The 12140-nt window shown below is 70.6% G+C and carries 12 protein-coding genes and 1 pseudogene; all 13 read left to right on the top strand.

The genetic code is table 11. The annotated features are described in order from the left end of the window. The first annotated feature begins 532 nt into the window (after positions 1–532). Positions 533–1609 carry a 1,2-phenylacetyl-CoA epoxidase subunit PaaA gene (paaA, locus tag DLJ58_RS17470; RefSeq protein WP_124857728.1) on the top strand — a complete coding sequence of 359 codons (1077 nt, stop codon included), beginning with the start codon at positions 533–535 and terminating at the stop codon, positions 1607–1609. Next, a complete protein-coding gene (paaB, locus tag DLJ58_RS17465) occupies positions 1606–1890 on the top strand; it encodes a 1,2-phenylacetyl-CoA epoxidase subunit PaaB (protein ID WP_088951115.1) in 285 nt (94 codons plus the stop codon). Before paaA ends, paaB begins: the two co-directional genes overlap by 4 nt. Further along, a complete protein-coding gene (locus DLJ58_RS34900) occupies positions 1887–2018 on the top strand; it encodes a hypothetical protein (RefSeq protein WP_279635882.1) in 132 nt (43 codons plus the stop codon). The genes paaB and DLJ58_RS34900 overlap by 4 nt, the downstream gene beginning before the upstream one ends. Then, entirely contained in the window at positions 2015–2740 is a 726-nt protein-coding gene (gene paaC / locus DLJ58_RS17460) for a 1,2-phenylacetyl-CoA epoxidase subunit PaaC (RefSeq protein WP_124857726.1), read from the top strand. Before DLJ58_RS34900 ends, paaC begins: the two co-directional genes overlap by 4 nt. Before the next feature lie 53 nt (positions 2741–2793). Beyond that, positions 2794–3324 (top strand): 1,2-phenylacetyl-CoA epoxidase subunit PaaD, encoded by a 531-nt coding sequence (paaD, locus tag DLJ58_RS17455; protein WP_158629603.1) that lies wholly within the window; start codon positions 2794–2796, stop codon positions 3322–3324. Continuing rightward, a complete protein-coding gene (gene paaE / locus DLJ58_RS17450) occupies positions 3321–4430 on the top strand; it encodes a 1,2-phenylacetyl-CoA epoxidase subunit PaaE (RefSeq protein ID WP_124857724.1) in 1110 nt (369 codons plus the stop codon). Before paaD ends, paaE begins: the two co-directional genes overlap by 4 nt. Next, the gene (locus DLJ58_RS17445) at positions 4427–4828 is read left to right on the top strand and encodes a hypothetical protein (RefSeq protein WP_124857722.1); all 402 of its coding nucleotides are present in this window, start codon (positions 4427–4429) and stop codon (positions 4826–4828) included. The genes paaE and DLJ58_RS17445 overlap by 4 nt, the downstream gene beginning before the upstream one ends. A gap of 73 nt (positions 4829–4901) precedes the next feature. Then, the gene (mqnC, locus tag DLJ58_RS17440) at positions 4902–6092 is read left to right on the top strand and encodes a cyclic dehypoxanthinyl futalosine synthase (protein ID WP_124857720.1); all 1191 of its coding nucleotides are present in this window, start codon (positions 4902–4904) and stop codon (positions 6090–6092) included. Between the two features lie 241 nt (positions 6093–6333). Further along, positions 6334–7569 carry a hypothetical protein gene (locus DLJ58_RS17435; protein WP_124857718.1) on the top strand — a complete coding sequence of 412 codons (1236 nt, stop codon included), beginning with the start codon at positions 6334–6336 and terminating at the stop codon, positions 7567–7569. A 200-nt stretch (positions 7570–7769) separates the two neighbouring features. Continuing rightward, positions 7770–8819: pseudogene (locus tag DLJ58_RS35150) on the top strand (cell wall anchor protein); the annotation flags it as partial. Between the two features lie 804 nt (positions 8820–9623). Continuing rightward, entirely contained in the window at positions 9624–10334 is a 711-nt protein-coding gene (locus DLJ58_RS17420; RefSeq protein WP_091395591.1) for a demethylmenaquinone methyltransferase, read from the top strand. 85 nt (positions 10335–10419) lie between these two features. Continuing rightward, positions 10420–10644 (top strand): hypothetical protein, encoded by a 225-nt coding sequence (locus DLJ58_RS17415; RefSeq protein ID WP_091395588.1) that lies wholly within the window; start codon positions 10420–10422, stop codon positions 10642–10644. 139 nt (positions 10645–10783) lie between these two features. After that, on the top strand, positions 10784–12061 hold the full coding sequence (locus tag DLJ58_RS17410) for a geranylgeranyl reductase family protein (protein ID WP_124857716.1): 1278 nt from the start codon (positions 10784–10786) through the stop codon (positions 12059–12061). Positions 12062–12140 lie beyond the last annotated feature (79 nt).

The following is a 12140-nucleotide window of genomic DNA, read 5'->3' as shown; positions in this document are numbered from 1 at the left end:
GGTGGTGGGGTGGGCGCGGGCGCGGCGACGCTCGACGTACTTCCTCCGCCGCCTCCGCCGCTGTTGTCGCTGGCGAGTCGGGCGTATGCGGTGGGCACCAATAGGACGCCGCCGAGCACGACCGCCGTGATGGCGAGCACCAGGGTCACGCGAGATCGCATGAGTGGGTGAGCTCCAGGTGTCAGGGCCGGGGGGACCGGCTTGTCGTCGGGACGGATCGGGTGCGATCGCCGAGGCCGGGGGAGGTGGCCTCTGTGGAGATGTCGATGTCGGCAGCCGATCGGTTGTCCGGCAGAAGTCTACGTCCGGACCGGCGGACCGCCAGGGTTCGACACCAGGCAACCTGCGATAAAGGCGGGATATGGGGCCGGTACGAGGTTTTTGCAGGCATTCACCTTTGTTTCGTGGCCTAGGTCACGGCGATATGACGGTGTCCAAGTAGCGCAAAGCACTCATCCGCTCACAGATGGGATGCGCGGATTCCTGTTACACCCCCTGGTGCAACGTGGCGCAAGCTGTAACACTTAGCCTCATGTATGGCAACGACTTCTCCGCCCCGGACGGCGCCACCGACGAGGCGCCCGGCGGCCTGCTGGGCGAGGTCGAGGCCGCCGAGGCCGAGCTGCGGGCAGCGGCGGCGCGCGGGCGGCGTGGCGGACCCGCGCCGGACGAGGACCTGGCGGCGTACTTCGCCGAGGTGGTCGACGCCGAGCAGAAGATCGAGCCCCGCGACTGGATGCCCGACGCGTACCGGCGGACGCTGATCCGGCAGATCGCCCAGCACGCCCACTCCGAGATCATCGGCATGCAGCCGGAAGGCAACTGGATCAGTCGGGCGCCGTCGCTCAAGCGCAAGGCGATCCTGCTGGCCAAGGTGCAGGACGAGGCGGGTCACGGCCTCTACCTCTACGCAGCCGCCGAGACCCTCGGCATCAGCCGCGACGAGCTGGTCCAACTGCTGCTCGACGGCCGCCAGAAGTACAGCTCGATCTTCAACTACCCCACCCTCAGCTGGGCCGACGTGGGCGCCATCGGGTGGTTGGTGGACGGCGCGGCGATCGTCAACCAGGTCCCGCTCTGCCGCTGCTCGTACGGCCCGTACGCCCGCGCGATGATCCGGGTCTGCAAGGAGGAGTCGTTCCACCAGCGGCAGGGCTACGAGATCCTGCACACCCTGGCGCACGGCACCCCCGCGCAGCAGGCGATGGCCCAGGACGCGGTGGACCGTTGGTGGTACCCGTCGCTGGCCATGTTCGGCCCGCCGGACGGCGACTCCACGCACTCCGCCCAGTCGATGGCCTGGAAGATCAAGCGCTTCTCGAACGACGATCTACGCCAACGCTTCGTCGACATGTGCGTCCAGCAGGCCGAGATCCTCGGGCTGCGCATCCCCGACGCGGACCTGCGCTGGAACGACGAGCGGCAGGCGTACGACTACACCCAGCCGGACTATGACGAGCTGATGCAGGTGATCTCGGGCGACGGGCCGTGCAACCGGGAGCGGATGGCCCACCGCCGGGCCGCGCACGCCGACGGCAGTTGGGTACGCGAGGCCGCCGCGGCATACGCCGCGAAGCGGGCAGAACAGCGGGAGAAGGTAGCGGCATGACGGATCACTCGCCTCTGTGGGAGGTCTTCGTGCGGGCTCGGCGCGGGCTGTCGCACACGCACGTCGGCAGCCTGCACGCCCCCGACGCCGAGCTTGCCCTGCGCAACGCCCGCGACCTCTACACCCGCCGCCAGGAGGGCGTGTCGATCTGGGTGGTGCCGGCCGGTGCGATCACCGCGTCCAGCCCGGACGAGAAGGACGCCTTCTTCGACCCGGCCGCCGACAAGGTCTACCGCCATCCCACCTTCTACGAGGTGCCGGACGGGGTGGCTCACCTGTGAGCGAGCGGAGCGAGCGAACCAGCCAGCTCAGCAGCGGTGCGCTTCGCGCCACCGCCGAGCGAAGCGAGGTGGTTGCGTGGAGCGAGTGGACCGAGCGAACCGGCCAGCGCAGCGAGGTGACGGCGTGAACGGGCCCTTCGACTTCACCCTCGCGCTCGCCGACGACGCGTTGATCGCAGCTCAACGGCTGGCCGAGTGGACCACCCGCGCACCGGAGATGGAAGAGGACATCGCGCTTGCCAACATCGCCCTCGACCAGCTCGGCGCGGCACGCCTGCTGCTGTCGTACGCGGGCGAGCTGGAGGGCGCAGGCCGCGACGAGGACGCGCTGGCGTACCTGCGTGACGACCGCGAGTTCCGCAACGCGCTAATGGTCGAGCTGCCCAACGACGACTTCGCGGTGACGATGGCGAAGCTGTTCTTCCTGGCGGCGTACCAACTGCCGTTGTACACGGCGCTGGCCGGCTGCGCGGACGAGCGGTTGGCAGCGATCGGCGCGAAGGCGCGCAAGGAGTCGGCGTACCACCTGGACCATGGCGCGCTGTGGGTGAAGCGGCTCGGTGACGGCACCGAGGAGTCGCATCGCCGGATGCAGGCCGCTGTCGACCAGGTGTGGCCGTACACCCACGAGTTGTTCGCCGCGGACCCGGCGGCGCCGGTCGACCCGGCCACCCTGCGGCCGGCGTTCGACGAGGTCGTCGGCCCGGTGCTGACCGAGGCGACGCTCACCCAGCCGGACAGTGCCTGGGCCCCGGCCGGTGGGCGGGCCGGTGTGCACACCGAGCACCTGGCCTACCTGCTCGCCGAGATGCAGGTGCTGCACCGCGCCCACCCCGGAGCGAAGTGGTGAGCGCGAGGAGCGCAGCGCAGCGGAGCCCCGCAGTCGCGAACGAAGGTGGCCTGGTGAGCGCGAGGAGCGCAGCGCAGCGGAGCCCCGCAGTCGCGAACGAAGACGGCAGGGCGAGCGCACGGCAGGCCGCCGCGAGCGTCGTGGACCCGGAGATCCGGGTCATCACCATCGACCAGCTGGGCATCCTGCGGGCGGTCGAGGAGGATCCGGCCAGTGGCCGGGTCACCGTCACCATCACCCCGACCTACACCGGCTGCCCTGCGATGGACGTGATCCGGGCCGACATCCGCCGCGCGCTCACCGCTGCCGGCCACCCGGACGCGGAGGTCCGGACCGTCTACAGCCCACCGTGGAGCACCGACTGGATCTCCGAGGGTGGGCGGGCCAAGCTCGCCGCCGCCGGGATCGCCCCGCCGGCCCCGGTGCGCACCACCGGCGTCGTGTCGCTGACGCTCGCGGTCCGCTGCCCGCAGTGCGGTTCGCCGGAGACCGAGCAGGTCAGCCGGTTCGGCTCCACCGCGTGCAAGGCGCTGTGGCGGTGCCGTTCCTGCTCCGAACCCTTCGACCACCTGAAGGCGCTGTGACTGTCACCATCACCCGCCCGGTTCGCCGCCGGCCGGTCTTCCACCCGTTGTCCGTCGCCGCCGTCGACCGGCTCACCGACGACTCCGTGGCGGTGACCTTCGCCGTACCCGAGGAACTGCGGGAGACCTTCGCGTTCCGCGCCGGCCAGCACCTCACCGTGCGGCGAGCTGCGGAGGACGGCACGGACGTGCGCCGGTCGTACTCGATCTGCTCCACCCCGGACGACCTGGCCCGGCACGGCCGGTTGCGGATCGGAGTGCGGGAGATCCCCGGCGGCGCCTTCTCGGCGTTCGCGTGCGGGGCGCTGCGCGGCGGCGACACCGTCGAGGTGCTGCCACCGCTGGGCACCTTCACCACGGCGTTCGCGCCGGACCGGGTGCGGCATTACGGCGCGGTCGTCGCCGGCTCCGGGATCACCCCGGTGCTCGGGCTGGTCGCGACCGCCCTGGCCGTCGAGCCGGCCAGCACCTTCACCCTGGTGTACGGCAACCGCACGGCGAACACGGTGATGTTCGCTGAGGAGTTGGCCGACCTGAAGGACCGTCACCCCACCCGGCTGCACCTGGTGCACGTCCTCTCCCGGGAACAGGGCGAGTCGCCGCTGCTCTCCGGTCGGATCGACGCCGAGCGGCTGGGCCGGTTGCTGGGCACCATCGTGCCGGGCGACCTGATCGAGGAGTGGTTCCTCTGCGGTCCGTACGGCATGGTGGTCGACGTCCGGGACGTGCTGACCGCACGCGGGCTGCCCGAGTCGGCGGTGCACACCGAGTTGTTCCACGTCGACACGCCACCGGAGCCGGTGCGCCGACCCGTCGACCAGGTGGGCGCCGGAGCCGAGGTGACCATCGTGCTGGACGGCCGGTCGTCGAGCTTCACCATGGGTCGCGAGGAACGGGTGCTGGACGCCGCGCTGAAGGTGCGGGGTGAGCTGCCGTACGCCTGCAAGGGTGGCGTCTGCTCGACCTGCAAGGCGAAGGTCGTCGACGGCGCGGTCACGATGGCCCGCAACTACGCGCTGGAGCCCGACGAGCTGGCCGCCGGCTATGTGCTGACCTGTCAGTCCAGCCCGACCACTGACAGGCTCACTGTCGACTACGACGCGTGAGGGCGCCGAACGACCGGGAGTTCGTGGAGCGGTTCGCCGAGGTCACCGGGGGGCGACGCCCGACCAGCTACGTGGAGGGGTGGGAGCAGTTCATCCAGTTCTGCGAGGAGGGCTACGACGACAACCTCGACGAGTACTGGTTCGACCTCAGCATCCGGAACGCCATCGAGAGGCTTCTGACCGACGAACGGTTGTCCGGCTTCCCGCAGATGAAGTGGGTCCGGGAGCGGATCGAGGCGGCGGACGAGCGGTTCCGGGCGGTGCTCTCCGAGCAGCCGACGCCGGGGCGCTCCGAGCGGTCGTGGTGGGAGGCGTACCTGCCGGCGTGGGTGGGGCCGGAGCTCGCGGCGGAGCTGCGGGACACCTACGGAATACGCGTCGAGGTACGCGAGAGCTGACGGCGGCTGTGGGACGTGCCGCACCCGCCGGGGTCCGGCGGTCGAGTCGGGTGGGCCGACGTAGGCTCGGGGTGTGACGGTGAGCCGGGAGATCGACGACATCCTGCAGCGCGGCGCGGACGGCGGGCGGATCACGCCCGAGGAGGCGCTGCTGCTCTACACCGAGGCGCCCTTCCACGCGTTGGGCGAGGCGGCGGACGCGGTGCGTCGGCGACGCTACCCGGACAACGTGGTCACCTACCTGATCGACCGCAACATCAACTACACGAACGTCTGCGTGACGGCGTGCAAGTTCTGCGCCTTCTACCGCGCGCCCAAGCACAAGGAAGGGTGGACCCACCCGACCGAGGAGATCCTGCGCCGGTGCGGCGAGGCGGTCGAGCTTGGCGCCACCCAGGTGATGCTCCAGGGCGGGCACCACCCGGACTACGGCGTGGAGTACTACGAGGAGCTGTTCTCCTCGGTCAAGCAGGCGTACCCGCAGCTGGTCATCCACTCGATCGGCCCCAGCGAGATCCTGCACATGGCCAAGGTCTCCGGGGTGAGCCTGGACGAGGCCATCGCCCGGATCAAGACCGCCGGCCTGGACTCGATCGCCGGCGCCGGCGCGGAGATGCTGCCCGAGCGGCCCCGCAAGGCGATCGCCCCCCTCAAGGAGTCGGGCGAGCGGTGGCTGGAGGTCATGGAGCTGGCCCACCGGCAGGGCATCGAGTCGACCGCCACCATGATGATGGGCACCGGCGAGACGCACGCCGAGCGGATCGAGCACCTGCGCATGATCCGTGACGTGCAGGACCGCACCCGCGGTTTCCGGTCCTTCATCCCGTGGACGTACCAGCCGGAGAACAACCACCTGAAGGGCCGCACCCAGGCGACCACCCTGGAATACCTGCGCCTGGTCGCGGTGGCCCGGCTCTTCTTCGAGACCGTGCCGCACCTGCAGGCGTCCTGGTTGACCACCGGCAAGGACGTCGGGCAGCTCGCGCTGCACATGGGCGTGGACGACCTCGGCTCGATCATGCTGGAGGAGAACGTCATCTCCTCCGCCGGTGCCCGGCACCGCTCCAACCTGCACGAGCTGATCGGCATGATCCGCTCGGCGGACCGGATCCCGGCGCAGCGCGACACTCTCTACAACCGGCTCGCCGTGCACCACACGCCGGCCGACGACCCGACCGACGAGCGGGTGGTGTCGCACTTCTCCTCGATCGCGCTGCCCGGCGGTGGCGCGGGGAAGTCCCTGCCGCTGGTGGACGCGCACTGACCGCTCGACTCCGCGACATCCGACGGCCCGCCAGCTGAACGGTCACCCACGGATCTCGATTCGGTGAATGTTGTGCCGGCGGCCACCGTCGATCCGGCACAACAACCGTCATCAATCCGGACAATCCTCAAGTCACTCGCGGCATCCCGGCCGGCTTCGCCCAGGTCGGGGGCTGGCGGGAGCGATCGAGGCCCGCTAACGTCCCCGCCCGTACCTTTTCTCTAGCCTGCGGGGGCCTTCCATGACCTTTCGTAACCGGCCGCTGGCGCGGCTCGGCGCGGTCGCGCTGCTTGCTGGCGGTCTGTGCGTGATGGCCGCCGCGCCAGCCGCTGCCGCACCCGACGGTGCCGACCTTTCGATCAAGGCCGTCGTCGGCACGAAGGTCGCCGAGGGACAGCAGGTCAAGACGGCGTTCGCCAAGGTCACGAACGGTGGTCCGGGCACGCCGAGCTCACTGGTGGTCAAGGCCGACACGTCGCAGATCGATTGGGACACAATGGCGGTCTTCCCGGCCGGCGGCGACTGTAGCGGCGAGGGCGCCGGCAAACCCGCGCTCTGGACCTGTGTCGTGGCACCGGAGGACATCCCCGGGCCAGGCGAGACCGTTGAGCTGCCGATTGTGCTGATCAAGCGGACGGTGGCAGTCGACGAGCCGTACTCTGCGCCGATCACGGTGACCATCGAGTCGCCGAGCGACACCACACCGGGCAACAACTCGGCCACCGCTCGCATCGACGTCAGCAACGAGAGCGGCGTCGACGTGGGCGTGATCGCGACCGACGTCAAGACCGCGCTCCGCCTGGTCGACGGCGTGATGACGGAACAGGCTCCGCTGTACGCGGGTGACAACGCCGTCTTCGTCGGTGAGATCGTCAACCAGGGCGACAGGATCGCCAAGGGTGTCGAGTTCACGGTGCAACTGCCGAAGGGCGTCACCTTCACCGAGCAGTACGAGCCCTGCGAGTACTCCGCCGACAAGCGCACCGTGACCTGCACCGACAAGGAATTCCTGTTCGGCGAGGCCGTCGGAGCGCTGATCACCTTCCCGATCGCGGTGGCGGCGGGCGTGACGGCCCCGGCCGCGCTGCCGGACGGCTCGCTGGCCGCCAAGGCGCTCGACGTGGCCCCGGTCGGCACCCCGATGCCCGGGGCGGCCCGCCGGAGCGCGATCAAGAACGTCAAGGCGGTGGCCGCGGCTGAGCGTGTCACCGACGTGGACCCGTCGGACGACCGGGACGACTTTGCGGTCATCGTGGCCGCCAAGGCCGGCTCCGGCGGCGGCGACAACCCCGGCGACAACCCTGGCGAGGGTGGCCAGGGCGGCTCCGGCGGCGGCCTGCCCGTCACCGGTGTGCAGGCGGGTCTGATCGGCGGAATCGGTGCGGCGGTGCTGATCACCGGTGGTGTGATGGTGCTGGTCGCGCGTCGGCGCCGGGTGGTTCTGGTAACGCCGGGCGACGAGCGTACGGCCGGCTGAGGCGGTCCTCCATCGACCCATGAGGGTCGTTCATATAACGCACGGCAGTACGGGCGGGATGGGTGACCATCCCGCCCGTACTGTCTGCCCAGCTCGGACCGGACGGATGAAAACGGTCTGCCGGCTGGCGTGGAAGATCGGCCTCCGATAACGTCCGCTCGTTCCGCAACCACTCTTTCTTCCCTACCCCCGGGGGACTGATGACAGCGTTCCACCGCTCGACGCTGGTGCGCGCCAGTGTCGTGGCGCTGCTCGCGGCCGGCGGCATCGCCGCCGTGGCCGCTCCGGTGCTGGCGGCCGAAGAGGCCGATCTGGCCCTGGTGCCGCTCAGCTACAACCTGGCCAAGGGTGTCACGGAGGCCAAGAGCAAGCCGTTCAAGTTCTCGGTCGACAACACCCGGAGCAAGGAAGACGCCAAGGGTGTCAGCTACACCGTGGACACCAGCAAGCTGAAGACGAACAAGGTCCGGGTCGTGGTGCCCGACGGCTGCCGGGTGAACGGCAAGAAGTTCACCTGCCGCCTCGGCGACCTGGCCGCCGGCACCAGCGAGGACTTCGGTATTCCGATCTTCTCCACCGGTGGTAAGGGCGCCGCCGGCACGTTGGTGGTCACCATCCGCTCGGCCACCGAGGACCCCAACGAGGAAGACAACAGGGTCGAGCACGACATCACCGTCACCGAGCCCGGGTACGACCTGACCAGCTGGGTGCAGGACGTCAACGCGAACGTCGTGGTGAACGGCGTCAACGGCGACGACCCCGACCTTCGGCCGGTGCGGCCGGGCGAGACGGTGCCGGTCGACTGGGCGGTCTACAACGACGGCAGTCGCAAGGCCACCGGTCTCGCCTATGTGCTCACCCTCCCGGCGGGCGTCACCTTCGACACCCTGCCGGACACGTGCACCACGCAGACCTTCGGCGTGGCTCAGGCGCTCTGCCAGGACGACGGCGCGGTGATCCGGCCCGGGGACTACTACACGGCGGACATCAAGGTGACCGTGGGCAAGGACGTCACCGAGCCGGTGCTGCGGGTCGGCGAGCTGGTGGCGCATGGCCTGGACGCGGCAGCCGGCAAGCCCGAGGAGCAGCCGCGGCGGGCCAGCACCGCCCAGCGGAAGGCCTTCACCGAGGTCGACGAGGGCGACAACCAGGCGATCTTCGACGTCTTCGTCGACCTGGCCGTCGACCCGACGCCGACGCCGACAGCCACCCCGACGGGGACGCCGACGCCGACGCCCACGGTCACTCCGACCGAGTCGCCGACGCCTACGCCGACCCCGACGGTAACGCCGACGCCGACGCCGACGGAGACGCCGACGCCGACGGAGACGCCGACGCCGACGCCGACGCCGACGCCGACGGAGACGCCGACGCCGACGGAGACACCGACCCCGACGGAGACACCGACCCCGACGCCGACGGTTACGCCGACGCCGACCCCGACGGAGACACCGACCCCGACGCCGACGGTTACGCCGACGCCGACGGTCACTCCGACGGAGACGCCCACGGTTACGCCGACCCCGACCCCGACCGCAACGGAGACGCCGACGGTCACGCCGACCGCGACGGTCACGCCGACCGCGACGCCGACGGTCACCCCGACCGCCACGGCCACGCCGACGCCGATCCCCAGCGGTACGGCGACGCCGGGCACTACCGTCTCGCCGGGTGCCGGTGGCGGTCCCGCCGGTGGTGGCTCGGGCGGTGGCGGCCTGCCGGTGACCGGTGTGCAGGTCGGCCTGATCGGTGGCATCGGCGTGATCATCCTGCTGGTGGGTGGGGCGCTGCTGGTGCTCACCCGTCGCCGCAAGGTGGTCCTGGTCTCGCCGACCGACGAGAAGTCGACCGACTGACACCGGTGCTCTGACCAGCGGCGCGCAGGTGAGGCGCGACCGCGGCGGGTGCGATGGCGGCAGGCGTGCTGACCGAGGTGTCACGGACGCGGGCACGACGCGAGGGCGGGGTGGGCGACCACCCCGCCCTTTCGCGTACGGGGTGAGTGCCGCCCACCCAGCGAACGTCGGGTGGCGGGCGGCTGGCAGAGTGAGGGGGTGAGCCGTACCCCGCAGGGCCAGCGCGCCAGTCTGGACAAGCAGCCGCACGAGGTCGCCGCGATGTTCGATGGCGTGGCAGAGCGTTACGACCTGACCAACACGGTGATCTCGCTGGGCCAGGATCGCTCCTGGCGCCGGTCCACCCGGGCGGCGCTCGGGCTGCGGCCGGGCGAGCGGGTGTTGGACGTGGGCGCGGGCACCGGCGTCTCGACGCGCGAGCTGGCCCAGTCCGGGGCGTACGCGGTCGGGGTCGACCTGTCACTCGGCATGCTGCACACCGGCAAGCGGGCCCGGCCCGAGGTGCCGCTGCTGGCGGGAGATGCGCTGCGGCTGCCGTTCGCCGACGCCAGCTTCGACGCGGTGACCATCTCCTTTGCGCTGCGCAACGTCAACGACACCGACGCGGCGTTGCGTGAGCTGGCCCGGGTGACCCGGCCGGGCGGCCGGCTGGTGGTCTGCGAGTTCAGCACCCCGGTCAACCCGGTCTTCCGGACGGTCTACCTGTCGTACCTGATGCGGTCGCTGCCCGCGGTGGCCCGCACGGTGTCGAGCAACCCCGAGGCGTACGTCTATCTCGCCGAGTCGGTCCGGGCCTGGCCGGCGCAGTCTGCGCTGGCCGGCCGGGTGGCCGCGGCCGGGTGGGGGCGCGTGGCGTGGCGCAACCTGACCGGTGGCGTGGTGGCCCTGCACCGGGGGATCCGCGAGTAGCGGGGGACCGCACCAACCGGTACGGACATTATTCAGGTTCCGTAAATATCGGACTTGGTCCACTTTGCCCGGTACGCTCGATCGCATGACCGGAGCAGACCCGGCGGACCCGGTGGCCGCGACCGACGACGACGCGGCCGAGCTCATTTCCCAGTTGCGCGAGTTGGCCGGGGCCGACCCGGTGGAGGTCCGGCAGGTGGTCGCCGAGGTGTTGGCGGCACTGGACCGGGCGGCGGGTGGGGCGCTCCGCGAGCATCTACCGGAGACGATTCGGGTCGACGCGGGCCTCGACGCCTCCAGCCCGGCCTGACACCCGACCGCTGTGGACGATGGTTAGCTGTCACATCCGCGAGTTAGGTACCCCTGATCCTGCGCTGGTATGACGCCGGTCATACACTCGTCCCGTCTGGCTTGTGAAGCATTTCACGAGCGTGCGGGAGGAGGCGCGAATGACCGCGGTTGAACACGACGCCGACGTCATTGTCGTGGGCGCCGGTCCCGGTGGGTCAGCGACTGCGTACCACCTGGCTCGGCACGGCGTACGGGTGCTGTTGTTGGAGAAGACCGAGTTCCCCCGGGAGAAGGTCTGCGGCGACGGGTTGACCCCGCGCGCGGTGCGCCAGCTCATCCGGATGGGTGTGGACACCTCACCCGAGGCGGGCTGGCTGCACAACCGCGGCCTGCGGGTCATCGGCGGCGGGGTGCGCCTCGAACTGGACTGGCCGGAGCTGGCCAGCTTCCCCAACTACGGTCTGGTGCGCACGCGCCTGGACTTCGACGACCTGCTCGCCCAGCGGGCGGTGGCCGCCGGCGCGAAACTGCGGACCAGCGTCAACGTGCTGGGCCCGGTGCTCGACGGCGATGGCCGCGTCACCGGCGTCGAGGCGGAGGTCGGGCCGGGCAAGGAGCCCATCACCTTCCACGCGCCGCTGGTCGTCGCGGCGGACGGCGTCTCCGGCCGGTTCCCGCTCGCGCTCGGGCTGGCCAAGCGGGAGGACCGGCCGATCGGCGTGGCCGTCCGCCGCTACTACCGCTCGCCGGCCAAGCACGAGGACAACTACCTGGAGTCCTGGCTGGAGCTGCGCAGCAAGGACAGCGGCGACAACCTGCTGCCCGGGTACGGCTGGATCTTCGGCCTCGGTGACGGGCGGGTCAACGTCGGGCTCGGCGTGCTCAACTCGTCCTCGGCGTTCGGCAAGACCAACTACCGCCGGCTGCTCACCGACTGGCTCGCCAACACGCCGGTTGACTGGGGGATGACCGACGAGACCAACGCCGACGGCCCGATCCTCGGTGCCGCGCTGCCGATGGGCTTCAACCGGGTGCCCCACTACACCCGGGGCGTGCTGCTGGTCGGCGACTCGGGCGGCATGGTCAACCCGTTCAACGGCGAGGGCATCGCGTACGCGATGGAGTCCGGCGAACTGGCAGCGGAGGTCATGATCCAGGCCCTCGCCCGGCCGGCCGGCCCGGAACGCGAGCGCGCGCTGTTGGCGTACCCGAGCGAGCTGAAGGCCCGGCTCGGCGGTTACTACCGGCTGGGCGGCATCTTCGTGAAACTGATCGGCCGCCCCGAGATCATGCGGATCGCCACCAAACACGGCATGCCGCACCCGACGCTGATGCGTTTCGTGCTCAAGCTGTTGGCCAACCTGACCGACCCGCGCGGCGGGGATGCGATGGACCGGGTCATCAACGCGATGACGAAGGCCGCGCCAGCCGTATAAGTAGGACGGCATCGGCGCTGGTCACGGCCCCGATGCCGACAAAGATCGACCCCCGCTGACTGCCACTGCGAGGGACGTG

Source organism: Micromonospora arida (assembly GCF_003857035.1).
GTDB lineage: Bacteria > Actinomycetota > Actinomycetes > Mycobacteriales > Micromonosporaceae > Micromonospora > Micromonospora arida.
This window is presented reverse-complemented; position numbering and strand designations above follow the sequence as displayed.

Coding starts and splice junctions, on each gene's coding strand:
- paaA (WP_124857728.1), top strand. CDS start 533: ATGTATGGCAACGACTTCTCCGCCCCGGACGGCGCCACCGACGAGGCG.
- DLJ58_RS17415 (WP_091395588.1), top strand. CDS start 10,420: ATGACCGGAGCAGACCCGGCGGACCCGGTGGCCGCGACCGACGACGAC.
- DLJ58_RS17435 (WP_124857718.1), top strand. CDS start 6,334: ATGACCTTTCGTAACCGGCCGCTGGCGCGGCTCGGCGCGGTCGCGCTG.
- DLJ58_RS17410 (WP_124857716.1), top strand. CDS start 10,784: ATGACCGCGGTTGAACACGACGCCGACGTCATTGTCGTGGGCGCCGGT.
- paaB (WP_088951115.1), top strand. CDS start 1,606: ATGACGGATCACTCGCCTCTGTGGGAGGTCTTCGTGCGGGCTCGGCGC.